The organism is Paenibacillus sp. FW507-14B1B (assembly GCF_058781425.1).
The window spans coordinates 231,648-250,165 of record NZ_JBYSWS010000003.1 but is presented as its reverse complement, the minus strand read 5'-3'; the positions used below and the strand labels follow the sequence as shown (position 1 = coordinate 250,165).

12 protein-coding genes are annotated in these 18,518 nt (G+C 43.0%); all 12 read left to right on the top strand.

The window, feature by feature from the left end; genetic code table 11:
* Positions 1-12 precede the first annotated feature (12 nt).
* The 12 genes from AC3WJJ_RS16865 to AC3WJJ_RS16810 all read left to right on the top strand — a co-directional run bounded on the left by AC3WJJ_RS16865 (position 13) and on the right by AC3WJJ_RS16810 (position 18,513).
* Entirely contained in the window at positions 13-2,979 is a 2,967-nt protein-coding gene (locus tag AC3WJJ_RS16865) for an extracellular solute-binding protein (RefSeq protein ID WP_492542468.1), read from the top strand.
* Complete coding sequence (locus AC3WJJ_RS16860) at positions 2,969-3,964, top strand: carbohydrate ABC transporter permease (RefSeq protein WP_492542466.1); 996 nt, start codon at positions 2,969-2,971, stop codon at positions 3,962-3,964. The genes AC3WJJ_RS16865 and AC3WJJ_RS16860 overlap by 11 nt, the downstream gene beginning before the upstream one ends.
* Positions 3,964-4,878, top strand: coding sequence for a carbohydrate ABC transporter permease (locus tag AC3WJJ_RS16855; RefSeq protein ID WP_422659529.1), 915 nt, complete (start codon positions 3,964-3,966; stop codon positions 4,876-4,878). Before AC3WJJ_RS16860 ends, AC3WJJ_RS16855 begins: the two co-directional genes overlap by 1 nt.
* 23 nt (positions 4,879-4,901) lie before the next feature.
* Positions 4,902-7,013: a YIP1 family protein gene (locus tag AC3WJJ_RS16850; RefSeq protein ID WP_492542463.1), complete on the top strand. Its 2,112-nt coding sequence runs from the start codon at positions 4,902-4,904 to the stop codon at positions 7,011-7,013.
* The gene (locus AC3WJJ_RS16845) at positions 7,013-9,430 is read left to right on the top strand and encodes a DUF5696 domain-containing protein (RefSeq protein WP_492543070.1); all 2,418 of its coding nucleotides are present in this window, start codon (positions 7,013-7,015) and stop codon (positions 9,428-9,430) included. The genes AC3WJJ_RS16850 and AC3WJJ_RS16845 overlap by 1 nt, the downstream gene beginning before the upstream one ends.
* Position 9,431: 1 nt before the next feature.
* Complete coding sequence (locus tag AC3WJJ_RS16840; RefSeq protein ID WP_422659531.1) at positions 9,432-10,301, top strand: carbohydrate ABC transporter permease; 870 nt, start codon at positions 9,432-9,434, stop codon at positions 10,299-10,301.
* A 19-nt stretch (positions 10,302-10,320) separates the two neighbouring features.
* On the top strand, positions 10,321-11,283 hold the full coding sequence (locus tag AC3WJJ_RS16835; RefSeq protein WP_492542461.1) for a carbohydrate ABC transporter permease: 963 nt from the start codon (positions 10,321-10,323) through the stop codon (positions 11,281-11,283).
* 38 nt (positions 11,284-11,321) lie between these two features.
* The gene (locus AC3WJJ_RS16830; RefSeq protein WP_492542459.1) at positions 11,322-12,728 is read left to right on the top strand and encodes an ABC transporter substrate-binding protein; all 1,407 of its coding nucleotides are present in this window, start codon (positions 11,322-11,324) and stop codon (positions 12,726-12,728) included.
* Positions 12,729-12,929: 201 nt separating this feature from the next.
* On the top strand, positions 12,930-14,351 hold the full coding sequence (locus AC3WJJ_RS16825) for an ABC transporter substrate-binding protein (RefSeq protein WP_492542457.1): 1,422 nt from the start codon (positions 12,930-12,932) through the stop codon (positions 14,349-14,351).
* A 130-nt stretch (positions 14,352-14,481) separates the two neighbouring features.
* A complete protein-coding gene (locus tag AC3WJJ_RS16820) occupies positions 14,482-15,903 on the top strand; it encodes an ABC transporter substrate-binding protein (protein WP_492542455.1) in 1,422 nt (473 codons plus the stop codon).
* Between the two features lie 87 nt (positions 15,904-15,990).
* Positions 15,991-16,875, top strand: coding sequence for an AraC family transcriptional regulator (locus AC3WJJ_RS16815; RefSeq protein WP_492542453.1), 885 nt, complete (start codon positions 15,991-15,993; stop codon positions 16,873-16,875).
* 234 nt (positions 16,876-17,109) lie between these two features.
* A complete protein-coding gene (locus AC3WJJ_RS16810; RefSeq protein ID WP_492542452.1) occupies positions 17,110-18,513 on the top strand; it encodes an ABC transporter substrate-binding protein in 1,404 nt (467 codons plus the stop codon).
* The last annotated feature ends 5 nt before the right edge of the window (positions 18,514-18,518 follow it).

The window sequence follows — 18,518 nt, the reverse complement described above, 5'->3', positions numbered from 1 at the left end:
GAAGGGATACGAATGGTAAAGAGAAGTAAATTTCTTAACCGATTATTGCTCGTTATCTTATCCGTAGCCCTTATAGGCAATCCGGTGTTGCCAGGTAACGCACAGAGTGATTCCAAGACTGCAGAACCAGGCAGTGAGGGCACATCTACTCCAGATTTGCTAAGTCACGAGCCTTATTTCTATACGATTTCGAAAGAATGGGAACAGAAGAAAGTACCGATGGGAACGAAGGAGCTTGAGATTGACGCTAAGAGCTATCATGCGAAATCGGATGATGCTGTCATCTCCGTTGGCTCATATGAAGGTGAAAATGATGTTTTGTTATGGTCTCAGCCTAAGGGATGGGTTGAATACAAGGTGGATGTAGATCAAGAAGGGCTCTATGAGCTTGCGACAGATTATCATCCCTTTCTTTCAAAAGACGGGCTCGGACGACAGTCCGTGATCATGAGTGTCCAGATCAATGGAGAATATCCGTTTCGTGAGGCCCATTCCATATCGCTGGAGCGTCGATTTTCCGAGGTGAAACCTGAGAAATTTGATGATGAAGGCAATCAGCTTCGCTCTCTAATCGATGAGGAAGTGGGTTGGAAAACAACTTCTTTTCGTGATTCTGAAGGATCTTACAGCATGCCACTGCAGTGGCATTTAAACAAAGGGGAGAATACGATTCGGATCGAGACGATCCGGCAGTCGGTTGCACTTAAATCGTTCCGTCTTCAAGCCCCCAAGTCCATTGCTAATTATGAAGATGTAAAAGAAACGTATAAGACGACTGATACAAATGGGAACAAGGAACCGATTGTCATTGAGGGTGAACAGTTCAGTCTGAAGAACTCATCTTCCATTCAAACACAATATGATCGTAGTCCTTTATCGCAGCCGAAGTCACTTGATCTCGTTCGCTTTAATACGATCGGGGGATCGGGGTGGAACAAAGGAGGTCAGGCGGTCACATGGGATTTTGAAGTTCCTGAAGATGGCTTGTACAACATAACCTTTCGCGTCAAACAAAATTTACGTAAGAACGCTACTGTATTTCGCAATATTTACATTGATGGGGACATTCCATTCACTGAGTTAAAGAACTATCCATTCCCATATAGCAGCGATTGGAAGAAGGTATCGCTTGGGAATACGGATGGGGAAGCATTTGATTTCTATCTCACCAAAGGAAAGCATTCCATCAGGATGGAAGCCACGGTCGAACCGTATATCTCCACTATAGCTGACATCGATCGGATGTCTAAAGAGCTTCGCGATGTGTCTAGAGAGCTTCGTATTGCTACAGGAAATAGCAGTGATGCTTATCGTGTATGGAATATCGAGAAAGATATTCCTGGCATGACCAAGAGACTGGAAGTGTTGAAGGATGAGTTCAACCAACTTACAGAGCGAATGCTCACGATTAATACGGTACGAGACAACGTATCCCAATCTTTTAACTCTAGCGCCCGGGACCTAGAAGATTTATTGAAAGATCCGAATGAAATTCCGTACAGTCAGTTAACCATTGGAACGATGCAAGAGAAGATTGAGGCCCAGCGTGTGGATTTGATGAATTCCCCTCTGCAAATCGATCGGATTTATGTAGCAGTCCCCGATGCAAAGCTTCCTAAGATTGAAGCGAATTTCTTCGAAAAGTTATGGAATTCAATTGTTACGTTGTTCTATTCGTTCACAAGCAAGAACAAGCTAGACCGGAATGCAGAAGATGAATTGAACATCTGGATGTTCAAAGGACGCGATTATGTAGATGAACTACAGCAGCTTGCCAATGAACGTTTTACACCAGAGCATGGCATTAAAGTGAATATTAACTTGGTGCAATCAGCGGATTTGGTTGTTCTCGGTAAAGCCGCGGGGATCTTGCCTGATATAGCGATTGGGGTACCGAGTGCATCCATTTTTGATTATGCACTACGTAACGCGATCTACGACTTTACGAAGTTTGAGGACTCGGATGAAATGATGGATCTATTCCATCCAGGCATTATGCAGCCGTATCGTTATGACGGTGGTGTGTATGGGATACCTGAGACCAATAACTTTAACATCATGTTCTACCGTAAGGATATTATGAATCAGCTTGGCTTATCGGTTCCGGATACTTGGGAAGATGTATACAAGATTCTGCCAACGTTATTGCAGAACGAAAGCAACTTCTACATTCCACCGGATAATTTCTCATATCTGTTCTTCCAAAACAATGTGGAGCTGTATTCCAAGGATGGTCTGACAAGTGCACTGAATGAACCTAAAGCTTATGAGTCGTTCAAAGAATGGACGGAAATGTTCAATGTGTATGGTATGGAACGTCAAGTTAACAGCTTCTATCAACAGTTTAGGGATGGAACAATGCCTATCGGAATTTCAGATTTCAATACATACATGCAGCTACTTGTCGCAGCACCGGAAATCATGAATGAGTGGGCGATCGCTCCTATTCCGGGAACGAAGCAGGAAGACGGTACGATTACAAGATGGGCTGCTGCGGGAGCCCCTACAGCGAACGTTCTATTTAACGAAACACCGGAAGAAAAACGTGAAATCGCTTGGGATTTCATGAAGTGGTATATGTCCGAAGATATTCAGACCGAATTCGGACTGAATCTGGAGCAATATCGCGGTGAGACTTTCCGCTGGAACTCCGCTAACGTTCGTGCCTTCGCCAACATGCCATGGAAGCAGGATGATCTTAGTGTGATCTTGGATCAATGGCAATGGATGCAAGAATGGCCGAATGTACCGGGAGGTTACATGACAGCTCGTGAACTCGGTTTTGCATGGAACAATGCAGCTATCGATCAAATGAATCCTAGGATTGCGCTCGAGAAGGCGGTTAAAGAAATTAACCGAGAGATGAAGCGTAAGCAACAAGAATTTAATTACGTTGATGAGAATGGCAACGTATTGAAGAAGATGGATCTGATTCGAATTACAGAACCTTGGAAAGGAGCAATTCTGAATGACAGATAATGCGACAGCCCTTTCTAAAAAGATGAATGAAACTCCAGCCAAGCTCGGTAAGACGAAACCAGGCATTTCGGAACGCATGAATTTTTTAATGAAAGAAATGTGGAGATATCGCTTATCCTACCTGTTTATTTTACCGTTTATGGCGATGTTCATCATATTCATACTCATTCCTGTTATTTCAGGTATTCTGCTGAGCTTCACCTATTTTAATGCCTTTGATTTCCCTTCATGGCGTGGATGGCTTAACTACCAGAACTTATTCTCACAGGACATTATTTTCTTGCAGTATGTATTACCGAACTCATTTAAATTTGCTGTATTCGTAGGGCCTGTCGGATATATTCTTGCGTTCTTGTTAGCTTGGTTAATCGCGCAGCTGCCTAATACGATGCGTACTTGGTATGCACTTGCCATGTATGCACCATCGTTATCCGCAGGTATAGCGATGACCGTAGTTTGGACGGTTATGTTTACCGGGGACCGATCGGGTTACATTAACAGCTTTTTGCTCAAGTGGGGACTTATTGAGAAGCCGGTTTTATTCCTACTCGATAAAGACTACTTGCTTAACATTATGATTGTGGTCTCCATTTGGTCATCCATGGGTATCGGGTTCTTGGCGATCTTGGCCGGTATTCTTAACGTGGATCGACAATTGTACGAGGCCGGACGAATTGACGGGATATCAAGTCGACTTCAGGAAGTGTGGTACATTACGGTACCGATGATGAAGCCGCAGATGATGTTTGCGGCCATAATGGCAATTGTTCATACGATTAAATCCGGTGGTATTGGTGTTCAATTATCGGGTACGAACCCGACCCCGAACTATGCGGGACAGTTATTAATTGACCATATTAATGATTATGGATTTATACGGTTTGAGCTCGGATATGCGAGTGCGATTTCTATCGTCGTTCTTCTGATGTGTTACGTGTTAAGTAGATTTTTCGGTTATTTATTTGCACCGAAGGAGGATGAATAATGCAAGAGGCACGGATGACTGCCATGCAGCGGAAATTAAAGATAAAATGGAGCGATTTCGTATTAGCTCTGAGATTGATCGATCGAGCACAAATATGGATTGCCATCTGTTTGTTGCCGCTTGCCATTTTCATGCTCCTTCCACTCGTGTATTTGTTCAATCATGCTTTTAAGCCATTACATGAGTTGTTCATGTTCCCACCCACATTTATTGTTAGGGAGCCAACAACAGGGAACTTCTCGGAACTGTTTGCCATGACAGCAAGCACGATTGTACCGGTATCCAGATATGTATTTAACAGTATTGTCGTCACCTTGTTATCAAGCGTTGCGATGGTCATTACAGGAGCGATGTGTGCTTACCCGTTATCCAAGCACCCATTCCCAGGGTCCAAGATTGTACTAGGATTAATCATGCTGTCATTGTTATTCGCGACAGAAGCCATTGCGATTCCACGCTTTATCGTTATTCAAAGCTTAGGGATCATGAATACTTATTTAGGGCATGTACTGCCTCTAGTTGCTATGCCAGTGGGTGTATTTCTATTGAAGCAGTTTATGGACCAAGTACCGAACGAACTGCTTGAAGCTGCAAAGATGGACGGTGCGAAAGAATTCACCATTTTCTTGCGCATCGTTATGCCAATTGTTACACCTGCGATTGCTACGATCTCGATCCTAGCTTTCCAATCGGCATGGGGGAACATAGAGACTTCAACGTTATTCATGCAGGAAGATTCCATGAAGACACTGCCGTTTTATATGGGCACATTAACATCTGGCCTTAGTAACTCGGTAGCTAGACAAGGAGCTGCTGCGGCGGGAGCGTTGATTATGTTCTTACCGTCATTGCTAATCTTCTTGATCTTCCAAAGAAAAGTGATCACGACGATGGCGCATTCGGGGATCAAATAAGCAGAGGAATAGGGAGGTGTACCATGCACAACAATCAAAGCAAATCGAAATATGTGCTTTGGCTAGTCTGCTTGATTGCCTTGACTGGATTCCCGATGAAAGCGAGTGCTGATGTTCCTTATCGTACGTTCACAGAGGATAGTTATGGGCGTACGATTATGACTCAATCTGCTTATTCTCCAGTCGGCGTTATAGCGCAGGAAATTCCAATAGTCAATGATAAAGGTGAGGTTGAATATTCATCACTGCAACGACCTCAGGACTTATTCATAGCGGACAACGATGATATTTATATTGCGGATACGGACAATAATCGGATTGTTCATCTGAGTGAAGATGGTGAATTTATTCGATCCATCACCGTACCAGAGAGCCCGCTAAATCAACCTCAAGGTGTGTTTGTAACAGATAATGGTGATATTTTCATCGCCGATACAGGAAATAAGCGGGTTGTTCAGCTGGATAAGAACGCGAAATTACTGAAAGAAATTGGACGGCCTGAATCAAGATTCATCAATGAATCTTTCGTATATGAACCGACGAATATGGTTATTGATAAACGCGGTTTTATATATGTCGTATCCAAAGGGAGTTATCACGGGATTATCCAATTTACACCCGAAGGGAAGTTCGATCAGTTCTTCGGAACGAATAAAACAGAAGTCACGGTCATGGACGTTATTCGAAGACAGTTTTATTCGAAAGAGCAATTAAGTCGTCAAGTACGACTATTGCCTGTAACCATCCGAAATATCGATATTGATCAACAAGGCTTTATTTATACGGTGTCCGGTTCCAAGACAGAGCAAGTAAAGAAGTTGAACATTCGCGGCGAAAACATATGGAAAAAAATGTCGTTCAATGATCGATTGTTTTCGTTAGCTACTGTAGAAACCGATGAGAAGATCGAAAAGCAGCTTACCGACGTATCCTTAGATCAAAATGGAAATGTAACAATTATTGATAAGTCGCGTAACATTGTTTCTCAGTATGATGCTAACGGAACGATGTTGTTCTACTGGTCGGGACGCTCTGCATTAGGGAACTCACTGGTTGGTTTAACCGCAGCTCCCGTTGCCGTAGAGACGAATTCGAATAAACGCCTTTATATTTTGGATGAAGCGCTGAACCTCATTCAGGTCTATGAGCCGACTGAATTTGGAGCAACGGTTCATGAAGCGTATCGCTTGATGCAGGAAGGTAAGTATGTAGAAGGGGAGCAATATTGGGACAAAGTTCTGAAGTTGAATGCTCACTTCTCCCCGGCATACAAAGGAATCGCCGAAGCAGCATATTCGCGCGGTGAGTACGAACGTGCTAGAGACTTGTTTAAGCTTGCAGGGGATGGTGAGGGGTACTCTGATTCATTCTGGCAAATTCGTTTGCAGTGGTTCCAGAAGAACTTCTCTACCTTAGCGAATGGTGCTATTATTGCGGGTCTCTTGCTCTGGTTGTATATAAAGCTGAAGAAAAGACTGAATTTCCGAATCATGCCGGAAGCGAAGAAGCTAAATAAGCGAACCTGGTTCCAGCAATTAAAACATGTATTCTACATTTTGAAACATCCGATTGATGGTTTTGGAGATTTGAGATACCTGAATAGGGGTGGCTACATTAGCGCCTTCATTATTCTGATCTTAACGGTAATCATGCTACTCGTGAAATCATTCTATACGAGCTTTACCTATAATCCGGTGCCGGTCTATGCCAAAGGGTCAACCTATATGCTGACGATTTTCTTAGCCGTATGGTTCTCATGGGTGATATGTAATTATCTCGTCGGTTCCATTAAGCAAGGTGAGGCGCGGTTCAAGGATGTATTCGTCGGAAGCTGTTATTCCTTATTTCCAGTCGTGTTGTTCGGGATTCCACTTGCGCTTATTTCGAACATTTTCACACTAAGTGAAGCATCTATCTACAGCTCCATTGAGGTAGGTATGCTCTTGTGGAGTGGGCTACTATTTTTCTGGAATATTCAAGCACTGCAGAACTATGGCGTTGGTGAGACGGTACTGAACATTACACTTACGGTCATCACGATGACCATCATGTGGGTGCTGGTGTTCATCTTAATCGGACTTACATCTGAATTTGGTAACTTCATTTACACGATCTATCAGGAGGTGTCGATGTGATGCGCTTATTCCGCTCCAAAAAACTATTAATGGTAGCTGCGATCTGCGTCTTATCCGCGTCGACGCTCGGCAGTTTCATCTTTGCTAAATCCGATTCAGCGGATAAGAAGCAGCCTGAAACGCAGACCGAATCTAAGACAGCCACTGAATCCGCAGCTCAGAGTGAGACCAAGGTGGAAACGCAGACCGCAACACAGACGAAGGCTGCAGCACCTGCGAAATCGAGTGGAAAGCTACCCGATGAGACTCAATTCGAGCAGATTGCGGAGAATGGAAAGTTATTGCTCAGAGTAGATAAGGCTTCAGGTCACTTTACCGTTACGAGCAAAGCAACTGGCGAGGTATGGCGATCATTTCCGAATCCCAAAGATTTTCAGGATAAGCTGAATACAGATGCATGGAAGCTGCATCTTGCCTCGCCGTTCATGTTCCGCTATGTGGAGTTTAATCTGCGTAAAGATTTGCTGAAGGAGACGAACCTTTATGCACAAAAGGGTGTAATCAGCCAATTTGAAGCAATTGATCAGGGCTTTAAAGTGGTGTATGAAATGCCGGACTTGGGCTTCATCATTCCGATAGAAGTAAAGCTTGGCGAGGACTTTGTGGAAACAAAAGTATTAGCTGAAGGTCTGGTGGATGAGAAGGTCATTCCGAAGGAAGAACCAGCGGCAACGACCGTGGATAAGAACGGGAAAGAAGTGAAGGCGCCGAAGCCGAAAAAAGATCCAATGGCTCGCCTTGCATCCATTCGGTTATTCCCTTTCCTGGGTGCACAGACCTCGAATGATGAAGATGGCTTCTTATACATTCCGGACGGCCCGGGAGCATTAATTGACTTCAGAGAACGTCGTGCAGGGACACAGAACCTTTATACGGAACGTGTCTACGGTGACGACTGGGCATACAGTAACCGTAATACCATGTCAGATCGTAATCCCATTACGATGCCCGTATTCGGGATTAAGTCGAATAAGCAAGCGGTTCTGGGCGTCATCACGGAAGGTGAAGAATACGCGAATGTGGTCGCAGCACCTTCAGGATCATTCAGTCAATTTAACTGGGTTGCACCGGAATATCAATATCGGTTCAAGTTCTTTCAACCGACAGATACGAAGAAGCAGAACGGATACTTGACGTATAGCAAGGAAATTACGAAGACGGATCGTGCGACTCGCTATTACATGATCGAGGAGAAAAGCGAGGAGATCAGTTATGTAACACTTGCTGAACGCTATCGGGAACTGTTGATGAAGGAGTCGGCAATGAAACCGTTAGAAGGCGATCAAGCAAAGCTGAGGCTTCAGCTGCATCTGCTCGGTGGAGATACGGAAGACGGATTTCTGTGGGATTCCTACCTGCCTTTAACAACGACCAAAGAGGCCGAAGGGATTGTCCAGGAGTTGTCTGCGCTTGGTGTAGATAATATGGATATCACTTACCTCGGATGGCAAAACGATGGATACAGTAAATTTGGTGGTGACTTCCCCGTTCCCGATAAACTTGGTGGTAACGAAGGGATGAAGAAGTTTACCAATTTTGCTCATTCAAAGGGTTATAGCGTTTATCTTGATGCCTCTTCCTATACGTACAATAGAGGTGGGAAAGATGGATTCCGTAAAAATAGAGACGGCCTACGTGATCTAGCTTCTTCGGTCATTGAATCGATGAACTGGGATAACAGAAGTAAGACATTTGTCAGTCCGCAGTTCATGAAAGGGGTTATCGAAGGAGATCTGGAAGAAGCGAAGTCGTTAGGCATTAATGGCTATTTATTCGGCCAAGGAATTGGAACGTTCTTGAATACGGACTTTAATGAGAATTATCTAACATCAAGATTAGAGTCAAAAGAAATTCAGAGCGCTTTGTACGCGAAGGCAAAAGAAACCTTCGGCAGTGTCAACGGATTTAGAGGAAATTCTTACACTTATCCATACATTAGCCATATGGACAATATGGCCTCTAATTTCTCCTATGATTTGTTCGTGGATCGTGTTGTACCATTTGCCCAAATTGCGCTGCATGGTCTTACAACATACTCATTCGAGTATGCGAATCTAAGCGATGATTACGCGGATAATTTCTTGAAAGGGATTGAATATGGTGCGGTTCCTTCATTTGTCGTAACGAATGCTTCTTCACAGGAGCTATTGAAATCTCTTTCTCTGCATGAGTTCTACAGTACGAACTACAAGGACTGGATTGATGAGATCGTGTCCCAGTATCAGAAGTACGAAGAGGCGCTTGGGGATGTACAGAACGAGTTCATTACAGGACATCGTGAAATTGTAGGCGGCGTATTCGAGACAACTTACAGTAATGGTAAGCAAGTTGTCGTGAACTATAACAATAAAGAGGTTCGTGTAGGCAACCTGGTTGTAAAAGCAAAAGATTATATCGTAAGTAAAGGAGGTGCGTAATATGGCCCCTAGGCGAATACTGTCTGCAAAAAGATCACGTAAGCTTGAAGGGGCATTATTTATCGCACCATGGCTGATTGGCTTTATCGCTTTTTTAGGGTTTCCGCTAGTCTTCTCACTCTTTATGAGCTTTCACACGGTCAAAATATTACCGAAGAAAATCGTGTATGACTTCGTTGGTGTTAAATATTATCGTGAAATCCTGTTTAATAGCTCGGACTTTTACGATAAATTGATCCCATATTTTCAAGAAGTCGTCATCATGATCCCGGTTATCGTTATCTTTGCCTTGATGATCTCCATCATGCTTAACCAGAAGCTACCCGGTCGATTCCTGTTCCGTGCGATCTTCTTCTTGCCAGTCATCTTCTCTACAGGTGCTGTCCTGATGTCCTTTATTAATCAAGGGGAAGGAAACTTAGGCTTCCTTGAACGATTTAATATTGGTGGTTACATGGATATGTTCCTGGGAGATAGTTCTTGGGCGAAACCTGTAAAGACCGTATTGAATCAGTTTGTCCTCGTATTATGGTATTCCGGGGTGCAAATTTTGCTCTTTATTGCAGGGCTTCAGACCATTTCGACTTCGGCCTATGAATCAGCTCGTATCGATGGCGCTTCGCCGTGGGAAGTATTTTGGAAAATCACACTTCCAGCCATGTCACCGTTCATCCTGCTGAACCTAATTTATACCGTTGTCGATATGTTCACGTTCCCTTCCAATCCTGTTATTAGCTTAATCAATACGGGGAACTACGGATTTAACAGTGCACTAGCATGGATTTACTTCGCTATTATTCTTATCTTCTTGGGAATTGTCATTCTCATCTACAGTAGAATTAACCGGAAACATACCGGAGCAAATCGTTAATGCGGAAGGGAGGCAGAACATGAAGATTGACTTAGCGACGCGTGTGAAACAGAAGGTCACGACGAAACGTGGATTGCGGCAAGTGAAGTACACCATTCTAGGACGAGAGATGAATCAAGGACTATTATTTAAATTAGTCTTGTACGGAATATTCATCGTAACCTCCTACGTGTACATGAACCCGATATTAAAAATGCTTGTAAAAATGGTCATGAGTGCCAAAGATTTAATAGATCCAACGGTTACATGGATTCCATCATCGGTTTACCTCGGTCATGTGGTTGAAGCATGGAAGCTGCTGGATTATCCAAAGTCACTTTCCATCAGTCTACTGATAGCGATTTCAACCGCTGTACTACACTGTATTTCGTGCGGGTTAGCAGGCTATGCACTAGCGAGGCTGGATGTCCCATTCAAGAAGACGATTCTATTCCTTGTCTTCTTGGCATTCATCATTCCGCCGCAAGTTGTTATTTTGCCGACGATTATGGTGTATACCAAGCTCGGACTGAACGGTCATTTATTAACATTAATTCTGCCTTCTATCTTTGGGTTTGGAGTTAAGGGCGCATTGTTTGTTATCATCTTCCGTCAATTCTTCTCCACGCAGCCAAAAGCACTGGAAGAAGCGGCTCGGATCGATGGTGCAAGTGCAATTAGATTTTACATGCGAGTCATGTTTCCTCTGGCAAGACCAGCGATTCTTGTTGTCCTGTTGTTCTCGTTCGTTTGGACTTGGAATGATACGTACTATCCTAGGATGTTCCTCGGTTCAAGCGGTGATATGCCGCTTGCACTAAAGATGTCCTTTATCGATAGCCAGTTAACAACATTCATTTCGAACGGGGGGTTGCCTGAATATTTGGCAGAGCCGATTAAGATGGGGGCGAGCTTCCTGGTTATTTTACCTCCACTAATTCTGTATTTAGTTGCACAGCGATACTTCGTTGAAAGTGTTGAGCGTACTGGTTTGGTTGAGTAGAAACGAAAACCTTATTGAGATAATACAGGAGGGTATATATGAAGAAAAAAATGTTTTTTCTAATCATTACTTTTGTATTTATGCTCACAACAATACTTTCAGGTTGTACCAGCAATGAACCGGTAGCTAAGGAACCGGAGGTTGAAATTGAAGCAAATCAGGTGGAGACGAATGAAGATGCACAGGAAGAAGTAGACTGGACGAGTAAAGCTGTAACCGACTTTAGTAAGGAAACAACCATTACAATTCAGCATGAGTGGGGGCTCGATCAGATTGCCCCACTCATGCAGCCAATTGAGGATAAACTCAAGGCAGAAGGGAAGAACATTACGGTTAAATGGATTCAGGGTGATTCTACTTCGGAAGCTTTGCAGGAGTTGAATGCTACGGGGGTGGTCCCTGATATTATTTACAGCTCCAAAGGGACTGACGGATTGAAAGAACTGGATATGGTTGAGCCCATTGATGATTTAATGAAGATATATGAAATGGATGAAACCACAATCAACCCTTCGGTAGTATCGTTGTTCCGCTCCTATGATGATAAGGGTTCTATGATCGGTGTTCCTACGTTCGCGGATACAATCACGTTATTTTACAACAAAGAGATTTTTGATATGTTTGGCGTGTCCTACCCGACTGACCATATGACATGGGATGAAACTTTTGAGCTTGCGAAGAAGCTGACGGGTAAGAGAAATGGTGTATCTTATCGTGGTCTGGAGATGGGCTACACGAACAGTGTGACGAGTGAGGCTCTAGCTCCTCTGAGAGAAATTATTACGAATGTGGTTGATCCTGAAACGGATGAAGTATTACTGACGAAGGAGCCTGCAGTTACTAGGTATTTGGAATTGATGGAAAAATTCTACAGCATACCTGGCATCTATGAACGTGATCCGGACAAACAAGCCAGTTTCTTCGCGGGTGGAACTGCTGCAATGTTAGTATCCTGGCCGACATATTTGGAATGGGGAATTCCTGAGACCATTCGGCCGAATACCGATGCCGTTCTCATGCCAATCTGGGGCGGGGAGGAGCAATTTGCCTCACCAACCCAAGCTCATATGTATGTATTGAATAAATACAGTGAGCAAAAAGACGCGGCATTCCAATGGATGAAAGAGGTCGTTGCAGAGGATATGCAGATGAAGTTCTCTGCTGCTGGATATCCAACCGTACTGAAGAGCCCGGAAGTCATTGCGACATTCGGAAGTGAGAAGGATATTTACGAAGGTAAAAACGTGAAAGCGTTTTTTCCTGAGAATGCAAGAATCATTGAAGGTCGAAAATCACAATATCAAAGAATGGCAGAAGGGTTGATCGTAGAAAAATTAAAAGACTTTGCGAATTCAGATATGAATATTGCTGAATTTTTAAGAAAACTAGAAGAGGAGTTGACGATTAAGATCAAGGAAGAGAAGCAGAAGAAAGAAAAAAGTTAAGTCTTTGTCCGAGTTAGAAACAATCGTATTTAAGTACCTGAATATTTAACATAGCTAATAAATTAGGTGCAAGCTTCCTGGCTAATTTACCTCTAATAAAATCTGTACCTAGCGCTCCAGTGTACTTTGTTGATAGTGCCATAATGTACAGGTTTGAAGGAATCTGTATGAAAAATTGAGGTAATACAGGAGGATAATAAAATGAAGAAAAGGTCCATTTTTCTAATCATTACTTTTGTATTTATGCTAACAACATTACTTTCAGGCTGCACTGGGGGCGGAAGCGATGAGCCGGTAACGAAGGACCCGGAAGTTGAAGCTACAACAGAGCCAGCTGGGGACAACGAAGAAGCTACGCAGGAAGAAGAAATCGACTGGACGAGTAAAGCAGTTACCGATTTTAGTGAAGAAACAACCCTTACCATTCTGCATGTATGGGGTCCGGAAGCAAACGCTACGTTCATGAAGCCTATTGAAGATAAGCTCCAAGCAGAAGGTAAGAACATCAAGGTGAACTGGATTGGGGGTATACCTGATTCCAATACATTACAAGAAGTAAATGCTAGTGGTGTTGTGCCAGATATTATATATACATCCATTGGAACAGAAGCTCTAGAAGATCTGGATATGATTGAACCGATTGATGATTATATGAAAATATATGAAATGGATACAAGCCAGATTGATCCATCCGTTATTTCTTTACTTCGATCCTATGATGATAAAGGCTCAATGATCGGTGTACCTACGTTTTCGGATACGTATACTCTCTTCTACAATAAAGAGATTTTTGATATGTTCGGGGTGCCTTACCCAACAGATCATATGACATGGGATGAGACGATTGAGTTATCTAAGAAGCTGACGGGGGAAAGAAACGGTGTGAAATACCGTGGTCTGGAGATTGGATACGGAAATAGCACGACAAGTGAAGCTCTTGCTCCTCTGAAGGAACTTACCTCAAATTTCGTGGATCCAGAAACGGATGAAGTACTATTTACGAAAGATCCAGCGATAACTAGATATTTTGAAATGATGAAAAAGGTTTACAGTGTCCCGGGAATGTTCGAACGTGATCCAGAGAAACAAGATAGCTTCTATGTCAGTGGAACGGGTGCCATGCTAGTGTCCTGGCCGACATTCCTAAGTTGGGGAATTCCTGAGGATGTTCGAGCCAATACGAGTTCAGTACTTCTCCCATTATGGGGAGGAGAGGATAAGTACACCCCACCAATCCAGGCACATATGTTTATCCTAAATAAGTATGGTGAGCAAAAAGATGCTGCTTTCCAATGGATGAAAGAATTTGTAGCGGAAGATATCCAGATGCAGTTCGCGATCAGCGGGCAACCAACCGTGTTAAGAAGCCCTGAGGTTATTGAAGCATTCGGTAAGGAAAAACAAGATGTGTATGCAGGTCAGAATGTTAAATCCTTCTTCCCTGAAAATGCACGAGTTCTGGAAGGAAGAAAGTCAAAATATCAACGTATGGCTGAAGAATTTCTGGTGAGTAAGTTAAACGAATTTGCAACTTCGGATATGAATATTGCAGAGTTTTTGCGTAAGGCAGAAGAGGAATTAACGATTAAGATCAAGGAAGAAAGGCTGAAAGTAGAGAAGTAGAGCTTCCGTTATATAGCAGAGACACTGTAAATAGGTGCAGGTCCCTTAGTTACGATGTCTCTGCTATGCTTTTATATCGGTACTTCATCGCAATAAAGTGCAAGAAAACTAGATGATAAAGGGGATTCACATGAAGAGAAAATCAATATTTTTAATCATTACTTTAATACTCTTGCTAACAACAGTACTCTCAGGCTGTAGTAGTAGTGGTTCGGGAGAGACAGAACCAGAGAAGATCACTGAAGCACAATCAGAGGGAACGGAAGAAGTGGAAGGTACTGAGGAAGAAGAAGTGGACTGGGCGAGTAAAGCGGTTACGGATTTCAGCCAAGAGACAACGATAACGATTCAACATGAATGGGGTGCTGATCTGACCTCTGTCTTGATGAAGCCGATCGAAGACAAGCTCAAGGCAGAAGGAAAGAACATAACGGTGAATTGGATTCAAGGTAGTGCGGATTCTGTAGCGCTGCAAGAATTAAATGCTAGTGGTGTTGTTCCTGATATCATCTATACATCGGTGGGGGTATCCGGCTTACAGGAGCTTGGTATGATCGAACCAATAGATGATTATATGAAAATATATGAGATGGATACAAGTCTGATTGATCCATCGGTCATGTCCTTACTTCGCTCATATGATGAGAAAGGCTCTGTAATTGGGGTTCCTACATTTGCGGATACATTCACACTATTTTACAACAAAGAAATTTTTGATATGTTTGGAGTACCTTACCCAACAGATCATATGACATGGGATGAGACGATTGACCTTGCGAAGAAGCTGACTGGAGAACGAAACGGAATACAATATCGCGGTCTGTCCATAGGACATAAGAATAGTGTGACTAACGATACACTAGCACCTCTGAAGGAGCTTACTTCGAATTTTGTAGATCCTGAAACGGATGAGGTCATTCTTACGAAGGAGCCAGCAGTCACGAAATACTTTGAGCTGATGAAGAAGTTCTACAGCATCCCAGGCTTATACGAACGTGATCCAGAGAAGCAGGCAAGCTTTTTTGCTAATGGTACAGCTGCGATGTTAGTATCTTGGCCAACATATATGGAATGGGGAATTCCTGAGGAGGTACGGGCCAACACGAACGCCGTTCTCGTTCCAATCTGGGGAGGAGAAGATATGTTCACACCACCAACCCAAGCGCATATGTTCATCTTAAATAAATACAGTGAGAATAAGGATGCAGCATTCCAGTGGATGAAAGAAGAGGTATCCGAGGATATGCAGACATATTTCTCTGCCAATGGATTCCCAACCGTCTTAAAAAGTCCAGAGGCGATCGAAACATTCGGTAGTGAGAAACAACAAGTGTATGAAGGTCAGAATGTAAAGGCATATTTCCCTGAGAATGCAAGAGTCTTAGAGGGAAGAAAATCGGAATATCAAAAAATGGCTGAGGATTTCATCGTAGAGAAGTTACCGGAGTTTGCAAATTCAGATATGAATATCGCAGAATTCTTGCGTAAAGTAGAAGAAGAATTGGAGATTAAAATTAAGGAAGAGAAACTTAAAGTAGAACAAGCGAGCTAGGATCGTACTCGTTGCATATCTATTGGATCAAGAACCTGAGGCTTAGCCTCAGGTTCTTAACCTATGACAGGAGAGGGAGATTTGGTTATGTATGATAAGCTTCCCGTGTTAAGTCCTGAGGAAACCATTCCGCTCTTGCAGGATCAGTTCTATTATCCACCTTACATTACGCTGGCACATATGTATAAGCCCCCGGCAGGCTGGTTTATGATTCCGCAGGAAATTAGCCAATACCAGCTTCTATATGGAGTCGATGGGGTAGCAGATAATATGATTAACGGTGTGAAGTTTCCAGTTGAAAAAGGAGATATTTACATCATCAGTCCCCATGCTGTGCGTTCATTACAGCCATCTAAGCACAATCCCTATGTAGGGATTACTATTTCATTTCATTTTGGACGATCTAAGTCTCCAATCGATTCGATGCTCCGTGGGCGGGATTATATGAGAGGGCATGATTCCGAGGGAGTGTTATTAGGTAAACTCATCACTTTAATCCAGGCCACCCAGCAGCAGACATTAACAAGCAATATGCTTGCACAAGGCTTACTACTGCAAATACTATATGAACTTACGGATAACAATGCTGTAGAAGGTACGGAGAAACCAACAACCAAGATTAATGCGAAAATGGTGAAGATATGTAATTACATTAAAGAAAACTATAATACAACAATTCGTTTAGATACACTTAGCGAGATGACAGGTCTCAGCAGAAACTATATTATACGTCAATTTCGCAAGTGTTATGGGATGACACCGTCGGATTATCTCGCTATGATTCGGATCGAGAAGGCAAAGCAGCTTGCGCATGAAACGGATCTCTCAATAAGCGAGATTGCGAATCAGGTTGGATACAGTGAGCTACACTCTTTCAGTCGTATGTTCAAAAAACGGATGGGAATCAGCCTTAGTCAGTTCAATGCAACACTGATATCGTCTCTAGATATTGTCTCCCCCCTAGAAGAGTAGGGGGTTATTTTTGTTATAAAAGTGTTACTCTGGGCTAAATACTTCCCATGGCTAGGCGAGTAAACTATGAATTAAGAACTGTGTGGAAAGCGCTTTCTCAGTTGAGGGATCTAGATTCAGAATGAACTTGCTAATGGCAAGGAATCAGGACGGAATGGATGTTGTATATCCTGAAATCATTCTTTTCTGATTGGTTTTTGTGAATTTGGTAATGTGATTAAGGGAGGGGTATGTATGAAACGAAGAAATGCTAAAGGTCTGAGTCTGCTTATTATCATGTGTTTTCTGTTTATGTTAGTGCTCGGGGCATGTTCTTCTGGCGAAAGCAGTGATGGAGCAAGTGATTCACCAGTGACAACAGAATCGACAGAGACAGGGGAGAATGCAGAACAGCAAGAAGAACAATCAGTGGAGGAGCCGGAACCTGTAGAAGTAAAGCAGTTCACCAATGAACCGGTTACGTTAAAAGTAGCCACTCAATGGGGCGAGGAGAACTTCATGAACAATTTTGCTAAAGACATGAAGGAACTCGTACCGCATATTACATTCGAATATGTAGATTGGAATGGGACTGCTGAAGGGATCCAAGAGATCAACAGCAGTGGGACGGTAGTCGACTTATTAACACCTAACCTTGGGGTTGATGTATTACTTAATCTGGATATGGTACAGCCACTGGATGACATGGTGAAGGAGTATGGGATTGACCTAAGCACCGTTGACCCTTCGTTTCTTGCGCTGATTCGCTCACAAGACCCAGAGGGACGACTAATCGGATTGACAGGCAACGGGGGAATATATGGTTTCTTCTACAATAAAGAAGTGTTTGATCTATTCGGGGTTCCTTATCCTACAGATAACATGACTTGGGATGAAGTGATTGAGCTTGCTAAGAAATTGACAGGGACCCGTGATGGGAATCAGTATATCGGTTTGGAGTTCGGATCAGATACAGTAGATGCCGCACTGTTACAGTTATCTACCACCTTAACAGACCCGGATACAGGAGAAGTACTTCTGTCTAAGAATCCGGAATTCACTAAGTACATGGACCTCATGAAGAAGATTTATAGTATTCCAGGGATTTACAACCCCGATGAACCGGATAAATTTATGCAAAAAACAGCAGCTATGGAGTTTAACTGGCACGGTTTTCTAACTTGGTTCGGTGGAGAGACACCGGAGGAAAGAGCTGAATTCAAGAAGGACATGGACATTCTCCCGATTCCTTCATGGTCAGACATTCCGCAAACCGCACCAGCGGTTCATACGGCACCTACCGTAATTAACCCATATAGCGAGCACAAGGAAGCAGCACTTCAAGTACTGCAAGCGATTATTTCAATAGAGAATCAAACAAAAGCAACAAGGAAGGGTACAATCCCAGCTACTTCGGATGTTGAAATCCGCAAACAATTTGGTGCAGATAATCCCGATCATCAAGGTAAGAATGTTATGGCCATGTTCCAAAATGAGTTCGCACTTCCTGCTGCAAGAGCTAGTGTATGGGACAAATATGTTGATCTGAATGAAGCCATGAAGAAGTTTGCGACCTCAGATATGAATATTCCAGAGTTTATTCGAGTGCTTGAAGAAGAATCTGCGATCAAGATTAAGGATGCTAAGAACCAACAGTAAACGCA